The following is a 16,456-nucleotide window of genomic DNA, read 5'->3' on the forward strand; positions in this document are numbered from 1 at the left end:
GGGGCGTGTTTCAATTCGCCCTGTGATAAAGTGTTGATTTTTGGGCGAATTATAATTCACCCCTACCATTCAAAAACAATCAAAATCGTTGAGATTGATAATTTATTGATAAAAATAAACAAATTCCGACAAATCTACCGCTTCACGCTCAGGCATGGCAATATCGCTTGACCCAACATAAACAAATCCGCACACGGTATTGTCATCGCTAACCCCAAAATGGGCTTTGACGGCAGGCTCATTACACAAATCGCCTGTCCGCCATACCGTGCGATAGCCCATGCTTTGTAGTACCAACAGCAGGTTTTGCACCACCGCCCCCACGCACAGAAGTTGCTCAAACTCTGGCACTTTTGGGTGCTGTTTGTAGTCGGTTGCCACCGTGATAATCATCGGAGCCCGTTTTGGTATATTGATGAGTTTGGTGCGTGCGGTGTCATCTAGGCTCTCGCCGTCTACTTCGGCTTTGGCAAGCCCTGCTTGGAGCAATACCTGCCCAAATTCATCAAGGGCTTTGCCTGTCATCACGCCAAACCGATAGGGGCGTAACACCTTATGGTCAGGGGCAGTCATCGCACACAAAAAGGCGGTGTTTAGCTCATCATGGCTTGGCATGGGTAGGGAGAGTTTGCCAATGCTACGGCGAGCATGGATAAGGGAGATTAGGTCGTTCATGGTTGTTCTCGTTTGATTTTACTTTTAATCGGTTTGGAATATGAATATATAGGGATAATTTATTTTGCCCAAAAATCAAGGTTTTTTATACAAGACAAATGTAATTCACCCAATCATCGGGTGTGGAAAGTACGCCAAGTACGCCCCTACAAGGCATTTTTCAAAATTTAGCATTGGTACAAATTGGGGTTAATTTGCTATAAACCCCCTATTCCACCCGATGCTCTTCCGACAGATACTCTTCGGACTGCATTTCTAAGAGGCGTGAACGTGTCCGCTCAATCTCAAAGGCGAGTTTTTCGCCTTGATACAACTCCAAAATGGACTGCTCGGCACGCACAAGCAATTTGACACGGCGGTCATAAAATTCGTCCACCAAATAAATAAATCGTCTGGTTGGGTCCATAAACGTATCCGTCAAGGCAGGGACATTATCCACCATCACGGTATCAAAATCACTGGCAATCTCAATAAAATCAGACGCCGAACGGGGCTGCATACACAAATCCCTAAAACTCGCCAACAGCATGGTCTCGGTACGCTTGATGATATCAATCTTGCGCCCACCGATGACAATGGGGTCGATCAGCACTTTTTGACCACCTGCCAGCGTGTCAAACCGCTCGGACAACCAGTCTTTGGTGTCGTCCGTTAGGGGCGATGAGTAGAGTTTGGCTTGCTTTAACAATCTTAGCCGATAATCCACGCCTGCGTCAATATTCATCACGGTTGTGTGCTTTTCAACCTGCTCGATGGCAGGCAAAAAGCGGTCTCTGTGAATGCCATTTTTATAAAGTCCAGACGGCTCAATGTTGGACGTTGCCACAAGCGTAATGCCACGCTCAAAGAGCATACTAAACAAATCGCCCAAAATCATGGCATCCGACACATTGGAGACAAAAAATTCATCAAAACAAATAACAACCGCCTCAGCATGGATAATATCCGCCACTTTTTGTAAAGGATTAACTTGCCCTTGCAATTTGACAAGCTCGGACTGCACCCGCTTCATAAAATGATGAAAATGCAGTCGCATTTTTCGCTCTATCGGCAAGCTGTCATAAAACATATCCATAAGCCACGTCTTGCCACGTCCGACACCGCCCCACATATACAAGCCTTTGGGAGGCGTGGGTTTGGATTTGAACAGACTGGCAAAAAAGCCTTGATTGGTGTTTTGGCTTGCCATGATTTCATGGTGCAATTTGTCAAGATAAGCAACCGCCTTTGCTTGCACGTCATCATGGCTAAAATTGCCTGTGGCTAGGGCTTCATCATAGCGTTTTTGGGGGGATAAATTGGTCATTATTTTTCCTTAATTTAAGCTCATTTTGTGAATGTTTTTCGGCAACCAAATAAGAATGTATGATTTTATAAACGGTCAAAAATAACAACGAACACGTACACACAATTATCATAAATACCGAATGCCAATGGCTTGGTGCACCACGTTGTAACTGTGTTTTAAATAAATTGATGTGCGGTTTGTCTTTTAAATAATACACTTCGACAGTATCGCCCAAAGGTTTACCACAAAACATTCCAACAGATTTGATGTACCTTTTACCATTCACATCAAAACGATAAAATCTTGTGGCATTCTTTCCACAATATTCACGGTAGGACGTGGCTAATATCAACACGCCATTGTCTTTTAATAACTCGTGTTTCTTTATGGTTTTCTGCTGATTGTGATAAGCAACCCCACAAAGCACGACAATTATCAAAGCAGTAATCAAAACCACCACCCAACATAACGCTTTATTGCTTGTTATTAAAGCAAACACTTCGCCGAGACTGACTTTATTTGGGTCTTTTGATTTTGACATGGTTTATTTTTCAATCAATTCTTTTAACTCACTAAGTCGCCCATGAAAAAAGTGGCTCGCCCCTGCCATCACTTTACTTTTTATACCAAACTCATCGGCAAAATCCGCCATACTGCTTGGGCGGACAAATTCATCTTGGTCGCCATAAATCATGAGCGTATCGGTCGGCAAGGTTAGCCCTGTTGGGTCGTTTTTTTCAATGGACGGGGCGATGAGCGTGAGTTTTTGTAGATTGACATCGTAATCCGTCAACACCTTATCCGCCACACGGCACGCAATAAATCCCCCAAAAGAAAATCCCGCCAGCCACAGCGTCTTGGCATTCGTCTGCTGCAGTGCCCAATCAAGCACGCATAGGCTGTCCAAATACTCGCCATTGCCATACTCAATCTCACCGCTTGAGAGCCCCACGCCCCGATAATTAAACCGCACGGTATCCATGCCATTTTCTTTACAAAAGCGGTATAGGGTCGTAACGACCTTATTATTCATTGTTCCGCCTGCTTTGGGGTTGGGGTGCAAAATGACGGCAAGCGTGTCCGAGTTTGCCCAATGTGCGTCCACTTCAAGCACTGCATTATCGCCCATATGTAGGGCAGGGATTAGGGTGGTGGGTTTTAGGTTTTTCATGTTTTTAAAAGTATAAATGAGCTATTATAGCATAAAATCAGGCCTATACAGGTGTTTTTGTGGTGGGTTTTTATGATGAGATTTTGGGTTTTCTTTGTAAAATAGGCATAAATAATTAAGATTATGTTAAATAAATTTTTAACATAAAAAAGGAACCATAAGTTTTTGTGTTAAAGTTACCACAAATTTTTGATATTTGAATACTGCCCTTTTTGTAGGCGTGGAAAGCACGCCCTACACCAAAACATCATTGCGTTTGTGGTAATTTTAAAGTCTATTGAGTATATAATAATACTCGTGTTATCACACCTCAAACCTTGCCCAAATCGGTGCATGGTCGGACGGTTTTTCTAGCCCACGAATGTCATAGCTAATTCCTGCATCCACACAGTCTTGGATGAGTTTGTCTGTACACAAGATATGGTCGATTCTAAGCCCCCGTTTTGGCGTGTCATCAAAGCCTTTTGAGCGGTAATCAAACCAGCTAAACTCGTCCGCACTGTCAGGCTTAAACTTACGGTAAGTATCATGTAAATCACGACTCATCAGCTCATCATACCACTCACGCTCTTCGGGCAAAAATGAACAGGTGCCATTTTTTAGCCAGCGTTTGGCATTTGGCTCGCCAATGCCCACGTCATTATCATGGGGCGAGATGTTCATATCGCCCATGATGACAAGCTCACGCCCCTGCCCTTTTAGCTCGTCAATGTAACGGTTTAGGTCGGCATAAAAGGCACGTTTCATGGGGAATTTGGTCTCATGGTCTCGATTTTCGCCTTGGGGAAAATAGCCGTTGATGACATCAATCTTACGCCCATTGACATCAAATCTGGCATGAATCAGCCGTCTTTGGGCGTCCACATCAGCAAAGGGAAAGCCCTTTTGTACAAAAATCGGCTCAAATTTGGACAAAATCGCCACGCCATAATGCGACTTTTGTCCAAAAAATTCCACATGATAGCCAAGGCTCTCCACGTCTTTTAAGGGAAAGGCTTCATCATGAACTTTGGTTTCTTGCAAACCGATAATATCCGCCCCAAGCGTATCACGCACGGCAATGAGTTGATGGGGTCTGGCACGCAGTCCGTTGATATTAAAACTGACAAAAGTAGTCATTGCGATATTCTCTTAAAAAATAATGGCATATTATAAGGGCAAAACCACAAATATAAAGGGCATGCCGACCGTTGGTAACATTTTTACAAAATACCTGCTTGATCCATAATAATTTTTGCATAATATAAATTATTAATCATAAAAAATTATAAAACAATAAGCTATAGTATGCTAATATCACAAAACTTTATTTTTATTATTGGGGTAATTATGGCTAATCGCATTAACTGGAGAGCCTTTGGACCAGGCATCTTGATTGCATCTGCTGCCATTGGTGGGCCGCATTTGGTCGCATCAACACAGGCAGGGGCGTTGTATGGATGGCAACTTGCCATCATCATCTTATTGGCAAACTTTTTTAAATACCCCTTTTTTCGCTTTGCCACTAACTATGCTTATGAGACAGGCGACAGTCTCATCACAGGCTACGCCAAAAAATCCAAATTTTATCTTTGGGCGTTTTTTATCCTGTCCATCTTATCAGGCATGATTAGCACGGGGGCGGTGGCACTGCTGACGGCGGTGATTTTAAGCTACATGCTCCCCTTTGAACTATCTACCATTGCTTTATCAGGCTTAGTCATGGTTACTTCTTGGGCACTGCTTATCTTTGGGCATTTTCGAGTGCTTGATAATGTCACCAAATGGATCATCATTCTTTTGACCGTAACGACCGTCTTGGCAGTGATGGTCGCAGGGGCAAAAGCCTCCCCGCCTGCTCCTGACTTTGTGGCGGTCTCACCCTTTAACATGGCAGGGCTTGCCTTTATCATCGCTTTGATGGGCTGGATGCCAACGCCATTAGAATTCTCTGTCATCGCATCAATATGGACTGCCAAAAAAATCCGTGACGACCACCCCACGCACAAGCAAGGCTTGCTTGACTTTAATGTTGGCTATCTTACTTCTACCATCTTGGCGTTATTTTTCTTGGCATTGGGGGTGTTTGTCCAGTACGGCACAGGACAAGAGATTGCCATGCAAGGCGGTGCCTACATCGGACAGTTAATTAACATGTACACCAACACCATCGGCGAATGGGCAAGGGGCTTGGTGACGTTCATCGCCTTTTTGTGCATGTTTGGCACCATCATCACTTGCGTGGATGGCTACGGTCGTGCCAACGCCGAATGCTTTACGCTCATCAGCGGACACAAGTCATCAGGCAAAACCACGCTGTTTTGGACGACCGTCACCACCATCACAGGTTTTGGGCTTATCACGTTCTTTATGGGGCAGATGGCAACTTTGCTCAAATTTGCCATGATTTCTGCCTTTGTCACCGCACCGATTTTTGCCTATTTGAACTACTCACTCATCAAAAGCCGTGGCAAGAAACTCTCGCCTTTGATGAACGTGTATGCCATCTGTGGGATTGTGTTTTTGACAGGGTTTACAGGGCTGTTTTTGTTACAGTTTTTTGGGGTTATCGGATAAACTTTGCACCAACCCACGATAAAAAAACCAGTCACTTGACTGGTTTTTTGTTGGATGGGGTAAAATAAATCAAGATAAACTAAGACAAATTAGACGCTTGCACCAACAGCTGGGTGTACTCATGTTTTGGTTCTTCAAAAATCTGTCTTGCTGTCCCCATCTCCACCACTTCGCCCCCACTCATCACAATCACACGGTCAGAGAGTGCTTTAACCACCGACAAATCATGACTGATAAAGATATAGCTTAGTCCATATTTCTTTTGTAGGTCGTTTAAAAGCTCGACCACCATGATTTGAGTAGAGCGGTCAAGGGCAGAAGTCGGCTCATCAAGCAGGACAAATTTCGGCTCTAAGATAATCGCTCGGGCGATGGCGATACGCTGACGCTGACCGCCTGAGAACTCATGCGGATAGCGGTTTATCATGGTAGGCGACAGATTGACTTCTTTTAAAATCTTCACCACCTTTTGCCGACGCTCTTCTTTGGTCATCTGTGGAAAATGCACGGTCAGGCCCTCTTCGATAATCTCACGCACGGTCAGGCGGGGCGAGAGTGAGTTAAAAGGGTCTTGAAAGACGATTTGCATGTCACGGCGTAGGGCTTGGCGTTTGTCGCCCTTTGTGTCAATGATTTTTTCGCCATTAAAACGAATGTCGCCCGTGGACGCCACAATCTGCATGATGGCACGCCCTAGCGTGGATTTGCCCGAACCTGACTCGCCCACAATACCAAGCGTCTCGCCCACTTTTAGGTCAAGCGTAATACCTTTGACCGCATTAAAGGTCTTGGTCGGCTTACCAAAAAAGTTGCGTGCGACGACATAGTCCACCTTGACATTGTCCGCTGTGATGAGTTTGGGGGCAGATTCATCAAGGATGGGTTTGTGGTTATTAGGAATGGGGATCAAAAGCTCCACTGTATAAGGGTGTTGTGGGTTATTAAAGACGTCTTGGGTTGTGCCACGCTCGATAATCACGCCATGTTGCATGACACACACTTGGTCGCTGTACTTTTTCACCAGTCGCAAATCATGGGAGATTAAAATAATCGCCATGCCCAAATCACGCTGTAACTCTAGCATCAAATCCAAAATCTCCGCCTGCGTGGTCACATCAAGTGCCGTCGTCGGCTCATCAGCGATGAGTAGGTCGGGCTTATTGATAATCGCCATCGCAATCATGATACGTTGGAGCTGACCACCTGAGAACTCATGCGGATATGCCGTCATTTTTTTGTCGGCATTGGGGATTTTGACCTTTTGCAAGGTGTCAAGTGCCAGCTTAGTCGCTTCGGATTTGCTCACGCTCGGGTTGTGAATGCTGACCGCTTCTGCCACTTGTTTGCCAATAGGGACAAATGGGTTTAGGGAAGTCATCGGCTCTTGGAAAATCATGGCAATCTTATCACCACGAATGGCACGCATCTCACGCTCAGACAAGCTAAGTAGCTCTTTGCCATCAAAGAGCACCGATGAGTCTTTACCAAAACTGGCGATATTTTTTGGCAACAGTTGCATAATCGCCATTGACGTGACCGATTTGCCCGAACCTGACTCGCCTACGATGGCAAGCGTCTGTCCTTTTTCTACGGTAAATGATGAATCTTTGACCGCATGGACAAGCTCTTCATCGGTTTTTAAAAATACGTCCAGATTTTTTACTTGTAATAATGTCATATCATCTATCCTTTGGGTCTAGGGCATCACGCAAGCCATCGCCGATAAAGTTAAAACAAAACAGTGTAACCACCAAAAAGGTAGATGGCACAAGCAGTTGCCAAGGAGCGACTTGCATGGTCTGAGCCCCTTCTTGAAGCAGTGCCCCCCAACTGGTTCTCGGCTCTTGCACGCCCAACCCCAAAAAGCTCAAAAATGACTCAAACAAAATCATGCCCGGCACGATAAGAGACGCATAAATCACGACAACGCCGAGCACATTTGGCACGATATGACGGGTCACGATTTGCCAGTTATTCACGCCTGTGACTCGGGCGGCTTCAATAAATTCCTTGTTTTTTAGGCTTAATGTCTGACCACGCACGATACGAGCCACGTCAAGCCATGACACCAGACCGATTGCCACAAAAATCAAAATGATATTACGCCCAAACAGGGTTACCAATAAAATCACAAAAAACATAAAAGGAAAGGCACTTAGGATTTCTAAAAATCGCATCATGACCATGTCCACTTTACCACCCAAAAAGCCAGAGACAGCACCATAGACCGTCCCCACCAACACCGCCACCAACGCACCAGCAATCCCCACCATGAGCGAGATTTGTCCGCCGACAGCTGTCCGCACAAGCAAGTCTCGCCCTAGGGTATCCGTACCAAAATAGTGCTTGGTTTCCATAGATGGGGCGATACCCATGTTACTCCAATCTGTGTCAGCATAGCCAAATGGCGATAACATGGGGGCGACAATCACAAATACCGTGATAAGAAGCAACACCACACCACTTGCCATGGCGGCTTTGTTACGGCGAAAACGTCGCCATGCATCTTGCCATAGACTTCGTCCTTTTACCACAGGCTCTACGGCTTGCACTGTTTCGCTTGCATTCATAGACATACGCATTCCTTTTTAGTATTTAATTTTCGGGTCAATCACGGCATACAAAATATCAACAATGGCATTAAATAGGATTGTCAATACCCCCACCAAAATCGTCAAACTCAGCACAAGGCTATAATCACGGTTTAACGCACCGTTCACAAACAGCTGACCGATACCGGGCAGACCAAAAATCGTCTCAATCACGATAGAGCCTGTGATAATCCCCACAAACGCAGGCCCTAAATACGAGATGATGGGCAACATGGCAGGACGCAAGGCATGTTTAAAGACAATGTGCGACAAGGGCAAGCCTTTTGCCTTGGCGGTGCGAATATAAGGGCTGTTCATCACTTCAATCATCGACCCTCTTGTGATACGAGCGATACTCGCCACATAGCTTATCGCCAATGCTGTCACAGGTAGCACCAAATTCATGAATGCCCCACCATTCCAGCCCCCTGCTGGAAACCATTTTAAAATGACCGCAAAAATCAGCACAAGTAGCGGTGCTTTGACAAAGCTTGGCATGACCACGCCCGTCATCGCCAATGTCATCAACACATAATCAAGCCAGCTGTTTTGTTTTAGAGCGGCGATAACCCCAAGACCAATCCCCAACACCACCGCAATGATGAACGCATACAAGCCAATCTCCACCGAGACAGGCAAGGCTTGGGCAAGCAGTTCATTGATGGTGTAATCCTTGTACTTAAAAGATGGACCAAAATCCCCTTGAGCGAGCTGTTTTAGATAATTTAAAAACTGAAGCCATATCGGATCATTTAAATGATATTTCGCCTCGATGTTGGCAAGTACCGCAGGGGGTAGATTACGCTCGCCCGTAAAAGGACTACCAGGGGCAAGTCGCATCATAAAAAATGAAATGGTAATCAAAAAGAGCATGGTTGGAATGGCTTCTAACACACGCTTAAAAATGAGTTTAAACATAAGCACTCTCTTATTGTTGTTGCAAGTCCATGGCAACGTAGAAATCCTGCCAGTTTAACAAATGTAACGATGACGTATTATGTCCTTTTGTCATTACTTTTTACATTTGTCATCATCTAACATTCCCTCTACTGATGAGTTTTATCTAGGGCGTGCTGAACCTTTATAACACATTTTAACATTTAGAAATTTCATAGAAATAAAATGGTGTTTTTGCATGAAAAATGGCTAAATCTTGTGGCTCGAAGTCAAAAGCTCGTTTGATAGAATGACCATCAAACTTCACTTTTTCCTTGAAAAACGGGCGATTTTTCTCATCTTTCATTGCAAATACAAAAGGCAGGCATGCCCTAAAGAATCGGTGGTTTATTGTAACATAAGCCATCATATACACCTATTAATTATTTTTGATAAAACATCAGTATTTAAAACTTTTATTAAAAAAAATCTCATTGCAAAAAAATTTGCATCAATCATAGGGCGTAATTTTTAAAAACAACAACACCTTACAAACAACTGCAAGGTGCTGTGATTAATGCCAATTATTTTAACGTCCAGTCCTTGATTTGCCAGTTACTGCTCGGGTCATTTAGTGACTCTGCTTCTAAATAGGGCTTTTTGAGACGAACCGAGATGGCAGTATAAATCGGCACCATCACCATATCCCTATCCAAAATCGCTTCGGCATTGTGGTAGATTTTCATACGCTCATCATCACTAATGCCTGCATTTAGGGTTGAATCCAACAGGCGGTCAAATTCTGCATTTTTGTATTGACCTGAATTGTTACTGTTGCCCGAGCGTAAGATATTTAGGAAGGTTGATGGCTCGTTATAGTCGGCACACCATCCTGCAAATGCTGTATCAAACTTACCTTGACGGCGAGTATCTAACATGGTTTTCCATTCTTGGTTGATGATGGATACATTGACACTACCGCCAAATGATTCATTGAGCATGGATGATGTGGCTGTGGCGATACGCTTGCCTGTTTCGCTCGTGCTATATAGCAGTTCAAACTTTAAAGGCTTGCTCGCTGAATAACCCGCCTCTTCGATGAGCTTTTTGGCTTTTGCTACTCGTGCTGATTTGTCAAGTTTCATCCACTCGTGGCTGACCTCACCCATGCCGTGAATGGCAGGCGGGGTAAACTGATAAGTTGCCTTCTCACCACGACCTAACACTTTTTCAGCAATCGTCTCACGGTCTAACGCCATGGCAATGGCTTGACGAGCTTTTACATCATTAAAAGGTGCTTTAGCATGATTATATTCTAAATAAAAAGTACACAATTTTGGCGAAGAATGCACCTCATCAGGCAACTCCTTTTTGATGCTTGCCAAATGTTCCGATGGAATGGCGGCAAGCTCAACCTCGCCTGCCTTATAGCGGTTGACTTCTGTGGAGGCTGATGTGATGGGCAGGAACGTGGCTTTATTGATATTACCCGTCACTTCGCCAAAATAGGCAGGATTTCGCTCTACGGTGATGTGACTATTAACCACCCAATCGGTCAATTTATACGCACCACTAACCACGATGTTGGCAGGGTCAAGCCATTTGTCACCATGAGCATCAATGGCTTGCTTTGGCACGGCGTATGCCACAGGCAACACCAATAAGTCAGGCAAATAAGGCACAGGGTCAGTTAGTGTAATTTCAAGTGTTTTATCATCAATGGCCCTCACACCCAAGGCTTCCACATCTGCCTTGCCTTCGGCAATTTGACCTGCATTAACCACTTTGGCATCAACAAGATAACTAGAATATGGCGAAGCCGTTTTTGGGTCGGTCAGACGCTGAAAACTATACACAAAATCATGGGCGGTGATTGGCTTATCATCTGACCATTTGGCATCACGCAGTTTAAATGTCCACACTTTGCCATCATCACTACTCCACTGGGTTGCCAATGCGGGTATGGTCGCTCCTTTTTCATCAGCACTGACCAGTCCTACGAACATTTGACGCATGATGGCAAACGAACCTGCGTCTGATGTCTTATGCAAATCCAGTGATTCAGGTTCTGCTCCATTGGGTATGGTGATACTGTCCTTGGATGCACTGATACTGCTGGCACTACCTGCTTGGGTGGACGGCTTATCACCCCCACACCCTATCAAAGTAACCGCTCCACATAAGGTAAGCATGGCTAGGTTTAATGTTGATAGTTTCATCTTAGTTCTCCATGATGATGAGGCTGGAGCATTCCGCTCCAGCGGTGTTAATGGTCTATTTTACCACTGACCAATATTTGGCTTGCCATTGGTCAAGCGGGTCTTTATTAGAATACCCTTGTACATAAGGCTTGACCAGACGGGCATTGGTATAATAAAAGATGTCAATATGAACCTCATCTTTGTCCAGCAAACTCTCAGCCTGATGATAGATTTTCACTCGCTCTTCATCGCTAAGCCCTGCCTGTAATGAACTTGCCATGATGGCGTCATATTCGGCACTCTTATAGGCTGACCAGTTGTTGGTGTTATTTGATTTCATCAAGTTTAGGAACGTTGATGATTCGTTATAATCGCCACACCATCTGGCTCGCACCATTTGGTATTTGCCTAGACGGCGGGTTTCTAGGTAACTCTTCCACTCTTCGTTCACAAGCTCTACATTTACACTCAAGGACTCTTTCCACAGGCTTGCCATTGCCACGGCGATTTTTTTGTGACTTTCGTTGGTATCATACAACAGCTTAAAGGTCAACGGGTTAGATTCATTATAACCTGCTTCATTCAGTAGCTTTTTAGCTTCCTCTAAACGCTTGGCTCTGTCCCATGATTGCCATTCTGGGGTATATTTTAATCCCCCTTTGACGGCAGGCGGGGTAAATTGATAGGCAGGTACCTGTCCTTGCCCCATGACTTTCTTGGCAATCAACTCTCTGTCTGTCGCTAAGTTTAGAGCACGGCGAACCTTGATGTCATTAAAGGGGGCGTTATCAACATTCAGCTCATAATAATAGGTGCATAGCGTTGGGGCGGATTTAACCTCATCGCCTAAGGTTTGTTTTAGTGATGCAAACTGCTCAGATGGCAGTTCACTGGCAGTAATGTCAATCTCACCCGCCTGATAACGCTGTACATCCGTGGTCGCCTGCGGAATGGGTAGCATGGTCAGCTTATCCAGCTTGACATTAGCATGGTCATGATAGGCTGGGTTTTTCTCTAGGACAATTTTTTCATTAACTATCCATTCGGTCGGCTTATACGCCCCATTGACCACGATATTCTTAGGATTTGTCCATTTATCGCCATGAGCTTCCACGGCTGCCTTATGCACAGGCTGTACAGACGTATGAATCATCATGTCAGGCAAATAAGGTACCGCTTCTGACAAAGTAATCTCTAAGGTCTTATCATCAATGGCTCGTACGCCCAATGCATCCGTTGGCTTATTACCTAAGATAATCTCACTGGCATTGACCACTTTGGCATCTTCTAGATAACTGGCATACGATGACCCCGTTTTTGGGTCAACCAAACGTTGAAAACTATACACAAAATCATGAGCCGTTACAGGGTCGCCATTTGACCATTTGGCATCACGCAAGCTAAATGTCCATACTTTATTGTCAGTACTCTCCCACTTTTGTGCCATGCCTGCCACCAGATTACCATCATTATCTGTTGTCAGTAGTCCTTCTGAAAACTGACGAATCACGTTCGCCTCTTGTGCACCTTTGGCGACATGCGGGTCAAGCGACTCAGGCTCGCTGGCGTTATTAATGGTAATGGCTTGCTCAGCAGTCGCTTGGGCATTGGTGCCAGTTTGGGTAGTATCGGTTTGAGCCGAGCTTGGCTTATCACCGCCACACGCTGTCAAAGCAAACAAGACTGCCATGCTAAGCACAGCAGGACGAAAACGTGGCAGTTGAGACATGAAATGGGACATAATTTCTCCTATAATAAACAAAACACAAACCACCCTAGGGCGATTTGTGCTGTTGTGATGTGTTAGTGTTTGGCGATTTTCCAATCTTTGACCTGCCATGTACTTTGCGGGTCGTTGTCTGCATAGCCTAGGACGTATGGTTTTACCAAACGGGGTGATACATAGTGATACACAAAGAGGGTCGCACTGTCTTTGTCTAGCACCGCTTCGGCTTGACGATACAGCTCGGCACGCTGTTCTGCGGTAACATCCGCCCCTAATGTACTACTCATCAAACGGTCAAACTCTGGGCTGTTGTATTTACCATAGTTGCTTGAATCGGTTGAGATGAATGTATTTAGGAAAGTTGATGCCTCGTTGTAGTCAGCACACCACCCACCACGAGAAACTTGATGTTTTTGAGTGCGTCGAGTCTCAAGGTAGGTTTTCCATTCTTGGTTATTTAGGCTCACTTCAACAAAGCCCAAAGAATCTTTCCAAAACGACGCTGCTGCCACCGCCAGTTTTTTGTGTGCCTCTGATGTATTATACAGCAGTTCAAACTTCAAAGGATTGGACTCATTATAACCTGCTTCACCCAGTAACTTTTTGGCTTCTTCAATACGCTTGGCTTTGTCCCACGCCTTCCACTCAGGCTCATAATCTTTCATGCCTGCGATAGAATTTGGCGTGAATTGATATGCCACGGTCTGACCTTGTGCCAAGATATTGTCAGTAATGATGTCACGGTCTAGTGCCAACGATAACGCTTTACGCACACGCACGTCATCAAATGGAGCTTTGGTATGGTTGAACTCATAATAATAAGTACATAGCTTCGGCTGAACCTTGACCTGCTCGCCCAACTCTGATTGGAGCTGTTTGAACTGCTCTGATGGCAGGGCATCTGCCGTGACATCGACCTCGCCCGCTTTGTAGCGAGTCACGTCGGTAACCTCCGACGGGATGGCCAGTAGCGTGACTGTATTGATGGTGGTCTTGGCGTCGTCATAATAACTGGCATTACGCTCTAGCACGATGCGTTCATTAACCTGCCAATCTTTTAGGTTGTAAGCACCATTCGCCACATAGTTACCCACTGCTGTCCATTTGTCGCCATGTTGCTCTACTGCTTTTTGGTTGACAGGCTTGACAGAAGTATGAATGAGCGTGTCAGGCAAATAAGGTACAGGCTCGGATAAGGTGACCTCAAGCGTCTTATCATCAATGGCTTTGACACCCAGTGTATCAGGTTTTGCCTTACCGTCTACGATGTCTTGGGCATTCACCACCTTGACCGCCGCCAAATAAGTGGCATAAGGCGATGCTGTCTCGGGATTTACCAGGCGCTGAAAACTATACACAAAATCCTGAGCCGTCACAGGGTTGCCATTTGACCACTTGGCATCACGAATTTTAAATGTCCACACCTTATTATCAGCACTCTCCCATGATTCTGCCATGCCAGGTACGGTATTGCCATTTGCATCCGTTGATGTCAAACCAACCAATAGCTGACGAATGACGTTAGATTCTGGTACGCCTGATACTTTATGGGGGTCTAGCGACTCAGGCTCTGCACCGTTATTGATGGTCACTTCTTGTGTATCGGCAAGTTCGCCTGTAGCAACAGATGTATTGCCTGCTGATGTTTGGGTTGACTCTTTATCGCCACCACAACCAAATAAAGCCAGACTAAGAGAGACAAGCAGTGCTGATGGTACAAATTTTGCATTCATGAGTATGTCCTTATGTGAAAAACAGTAACTTATCGTTAGCATTGCGTTATTTGAACTTGCGTAATTACCACTTATTCAAATGACAACTAAATATAATCATTTTTTACCCCCAAAGTCAAGAATTTTTTAAAGATTATGGCAAAATAATGACAACAAAAAACCACTTATTGTAAAAATAAGTGGTTTTTATGTTAAAAAACATCACGCATCAAACGGGTCTCTTAGCACAATCGTCTCGGCTCTGTCCGCCCCTGTTGAGATGATGTCCACAGGACAGCCCACAAGCTCTTCGATACGCTTGATATAGACTTTGGCATTCTCTGGCAAATCGTCAAACTTCGTGATACCGATTGTAGACTCACTCCAGCCTTGCAATGTCTCATACACAGGCGTTACTTTGGCATAATACTCAGCATCATACGCACCCTGAATCTCGCCTTCTGGCAAGGTATAATCAGTGGCGATTTTAATCTCGCTAAGACCGTCTAGCACGTCAAGCTTGGTTAGGCAAATACCGCTCATAGAGTTTAGCACCACCGCTCGTCTAAGTGCCACTGCATCAAACCAGCCACAACGTCTGGCACGCCCTGTGGTCGCTCCAAACTCATGCCCCACCGTTCCTAAATGCTCACCCACATCATCAAATAGCTCGGTTGGGAAAGGTCCTGACCCTACACGGGTGGTATAGGCTTTGGTAATGCCAAGCACATAATCAAAATACAAAGGCCCAAGCCCTGTGCCTGTTGCCACGCCCCCTGCGGTGGTATTTGAGCTCGTTACAAACGGATAAGTCCCGTGGTCAATGTCAAGCAAGGTGCCTTGAGCCCCTTCAAACATCAAGTTCTCGCCTGCCTGACGGCGTGTTTCTAGCTCGTCTGTGACGTCCACAACCAAGTCTTTTAGCTCGCTTGCCCACTCTTGGCATAGGGCAAGGGTGGCATCATAATCAATCGCTTCTGCTTTGTAGTACTGGGTCAAAGCAAAGTTGTGGTATTCTAGGATAGTTGCCAATTTATCCGCCAAATCACTGCGGAACAAATCAGCCACACGCAAGCCACGGCGAGCCACTTTGTCTTCATAAGCAGGGCCGATGCCACGCCCTGTCGTGCCGATTTTACTGTTGCCACGCTTTAACTCACGGGCTTGGTCAAGGGCGGTGTGATAGGGCATGATAAGCGGACAAGCAGGCGATATACGCAGTCTTTCACGCACAGGCACGCCTTTGTCGGTCAAGCCTTTCATCTCTTTTAGTAGAGCGTCAGGGGCAAGCACCACACCATTGCCGATAAAGCACGTTACACCTTCACGTAAAATCCCTGATGGGATAAGGTGCAAAACGGTCTTTTCGCCACCGACCACCAGCGTATGCCCTGCATTGTGTCCGCCTTGATAGCGTGCCACCGCTGTTGCTTTCTCGGTCAATAAATCCACGATTTTGCCTTTGCCTTCATCGCCCCACTGACTGCCAAGCACGACAACATTTTTACCCATGTCTTTCACCTTTTTTAAAGTTAAACCAATGCCAAATTTTGGCGTTTTTCCTATCTAGTTTAACACATAACCAAGGGGGAAAACTAGCTTAAATTGAACAAATTTTTAAAATTTATCAAATCAATTCAAATCAGCAAAAACTTGCAAA

At 45.2% G+C, this 16,456-nt stretch carries 14 protein-coding genes; 1 reads left to right on the forward strand and 13 read right to left on the reverse strand.

Translation table 11 applies throughout. The features are described 5' to 3' along the window. Positions 1–102: 102 nt before the first annotated feature. The 5 genes from B5J93_RS01985 to xthA all read right to left on the reverse strand — a co-directional run bounded on the left by B5J93_RS01985 (position 103) and on the right by xthA (position 4,253). A complete protein-coding gene (locus tag B5J93_RS01985; RefSeq protein ID WP_079324190.1) occupies positions 103–675 on the reverse strand; it encodes a nitroreductase family protein in 573 nt (190 codons plus the stop codon). Between the two features lie 208 nt (positions 676–883). Beyond that, positions 884–1,981, reverse strand: a complete 1,098-nt coding sequence (gene zapE / locus B5J93_RS01990) for a cell division protein ZapE (protein WP_078274998.1) — start codon at positions 1,979–1,981, stop codon at positions 884–886. Further along, on the reverse strand, positions 1,950–2,504 hold the full coding sequence (locus B5J93_RS01995; RefSeq protein WP_079324191.1) for a hypothetical protein: 555 nt from the start codon (positions 2,502–2,504) through the stop codon (positions 1,950–1,952). Before B5J93_RS01995 ends, zapE begins: the two co-directional genes overlap by 32 nt. Before the next feature lie 3 nt (positions 2,505–2,507). Then, positions 2,508–3,134: an alpha/beta hydrolase gene (locus B5J93_RS02000; RefSeq protein ID WP_228144836.1), complete on the reverse strand. Its 627-nt coding sequence runs from the start codon at positions 3,132–3,134 to the stop codon at positions 2,508–2,510. 303 nt (positions 3,135–3,437) lie between these two features. After that, a complete protein-coding gene (xthA, locus tag B5J93_RS02005) occupies positions 3,438–4,253 on the reverse strand; it encodes an exodeoxyribonuclease III (RefSeq protein WP_079324192.1) in 816 nt (271 codons plus the stop codon). Positions 4,254–4,463: 210 nt separating this feature from the next. Between xthA and B5J93_RS02010 the strand changes: the two genes are divergently transcribed. Beyond that, complete coding sequence (locus tag B5J93_RS02010) at positions 4,464–5,690, forward strand: NRAMP family divalent metal transporter (protein WP_115237274.1); 1,227 nt, start codon at positions 4,464–4,466, stop codon at positions 5,688–5,690. Positions 5,691–5,769: 79 nt separating this feature from the next. Here the strand turns inward: B5J93_RS02010 and B5J93_RS02015 are convergent, their stop codons facing one another. From B5J93_RS02015 to B5J93_RS02050, 8 genes are all read right to left on the reverse strand, one after another. After that, positions 5,770–7,368: an ABC transporter ATP-binding protein gene (locus tag B5J93_RS02015; RefSeq protein WP_079324194.1), complete on the reverse strand. Its 1,599-nt coding sequence runs from the start codon at positions 7,366–7,368 to the stop codon at positions 5,770–5,772. Position 7,369: 1 nt separating this feature from the next. After that, positions 7,370–8,266, reverse strand: coding sequence for an oligopeptide ABC transporter permease OppC (oppC, locus tag B5J93_RS02020; RefSeq protein ID WP_029102903.1), 897 nt, complete (start codon positions 8,264–8,266; stop codon positions 7,370–7,372). A gap of 12 nt (positions 8,267–8,278) precedes the next feature. Next, positions 8,279–9,199: an oligopeptide ABC transporter permease OppB gene (gene oppB / locus B5J93_RS02025; protein WP_029102904.1), complete on the reverse strand. Its 921-nt coding sequence runs from the start codon at positions 9,197–9,199 to the stop codon at positions 8,279–8,281. A 175-nt stretch (positions 9,200–9,374) separates the two neighbouring features. Next, entirely contained in the window at positions 9,375–9,584 is a 210-nt protein-coding gene (locus B5J93_RS02030; protein WP_079324195.1) for a hypothetical protein, read from the reverse strand. 157 nt (positions 9,585–9,741) lie between these two features. Next, positions 9,742–11,376, reverse strand: a complete 1,635-nt coding sequence (locus B5J93_RS02035; RefSeq protein ID WP_079324196.1) for a peptide ABC transporter substrate-binding protein — start codon at positions 11,374–11,376, stop codon at positions 9,742–9,744. A gap of 55 nt (positions 11,377–11,431) precedes the next feature. Continuing rightward, positions 11,432–13,099, reverse strand: a complete 1,668-nt coding sequence (locus B5J93_RS02040) for an ABC transporter substrate-binding protein (RefSeq protein ID WP_211278838.1) — start codon at positions 13,097–13,099, stop codon at positions 11,432–11,434. A gap of 62 nt (positions 13,100–13,161) precedes the next feature. Next, positions 13,162–14,817: an ABC transporter substrate-binding protein gene (locus tag B5J93_RS02045; RefSeq protein ID WP_079324197.1), complete on the reverse strand. Its 1,656-nt coding sequence runs from the start codon at positions 14,815–14,817 to the stop codon at positions 13,162–13,164. 201 nt (positions 14,818–15,018) lie between these two features. Further along, positions 15,019–16,308 carry an adenylosuccinate synthase gene (locus B5J93_RS02050; protein WP_079324198.1) on the reverse strand — a complete coding sequence of 430 codons (1,290 nt, stop codon included), beginning with the start codon at positions 16,306–16,308 and terminating at the stop codon, positions 15,019–15,021. Positions 16,309–16,456: the final 148 nt, after the last annotated feature.

This window comes from Moraxella equi, from assembly GCF_002027555.1.
In the GTDB taxonomy this organism is placed as follows: domain Bacteria; phylum Pseudomonadota; class Gammaproteobacteria; order Pseudomonadales; family Moraxellaceae; genus Moraxella; species Moraxella equi.

What these genes read in the sequence shown, in the direction of transcription:
- B5J93_RS01985 (WP_079324190.1), bottom strand. Translation starts at nt 675, where the DNA reads ATGAACGACCTAATCTCCCTTATCCATGCTCGCCGTAGCATTGGCAAA.
- zapE (WP_078274998.1), bottom strand. Translation starts at nt 1,981, where the DNA reads ATGACCAATTTATCCCCCCAAAAACGCTATGATGAAGCCCTAGCCACA.
- B5J93_RS01995 (WP_079324191.1), bottom strand. Translation starts at nt 2,504, where the DNA reads ATGTCAAAATCAAAAGACCCAAATAAAGTCAGTCTCGGCGAAGTGTTT.
- B5J93_RS02000 (WP_228144836.1), bottom strand. Translation starts at nt 3,134, where the DNA reads ATGAAAAACCTAAAACCCACCACCCTAATCCCTGCCCTACATATGGGC.
- xthA (WP_079324192.1), bottom strand. Translation starts at nt 4,253, where the DNA reads ATGACTACTTTTGTCAGTTTTAATATCAACGGACTGCGTGCCAGACCC.
- B5J93_RS02010 (WP_115237274.1), top strand. Translation starts at nt 4,464, where the DNA reads ATGGCTAATCGCATTAACTGGAGAGCCTTTGGACCAGGCATCTTGATT.
- B5J93_RS02015 (WP_079324194.1), bottom strand. Translation starts at nt 7,368, where the DNA reads ATGACATTATTACAAGTAAAAAATCTGGACGTATTTTTAAAAACCGAT.
- oppC (WP_029102903.1), bottom strand. Translation starts at nt 8,266, where the DNA reads ATGTCTATGAATGCAAGCGAAACAGTGCAAGCCGTAGAGCCTGTGGTA.
- oppB (WP_029102904.1), bottom strand. Translation starts at nt 9,199, where the DNA reads ATGTTTAAACTCATTTTTAAGCGTGTGTTAGAAGCCATTCCAACCATG.
- B5J93_RS02030 (WP_079324195.1), bottom strand. Translation starts at nt 9,584, where the DNA reads ATGGCTTATGTTACAATAAACCACCGATTCTTTAGGGCATGCCTGCCT.
- B5J93_RS02035 (WP_079324196.1), bottom strand. Translation starts at nt 11,376, where the DNA reads ATGAAACTATCAACATTAAACCTAGCCATGCTTACCTTATGTGGAGCG.
- B5J93_RS02040 (WP_211278838.1), bottom strand. Translation starts at nt 13,099, where the DNA reads ATGTCCCATTTCATGTCTCAACTGCCACGTTTTCGTCCTGCTGTGCTT.
- B5J93_RS02045 (WP_079324197.1), bottom strand. Translation starts at nt 14,817, where the DNA reads ATGAATGCAAAATTTGTACCATCAGCACTGCTTGTCTCTCTTAGTCTG.
- B5J93_RS02050 (WP_079324198.1), bottom strand. Translation starts at nt 16,308, where the DNA reads ATGGGTAAAAATGTTGTCGTGCTTGGCAGTCAGTGGGGCGATGAAGGC.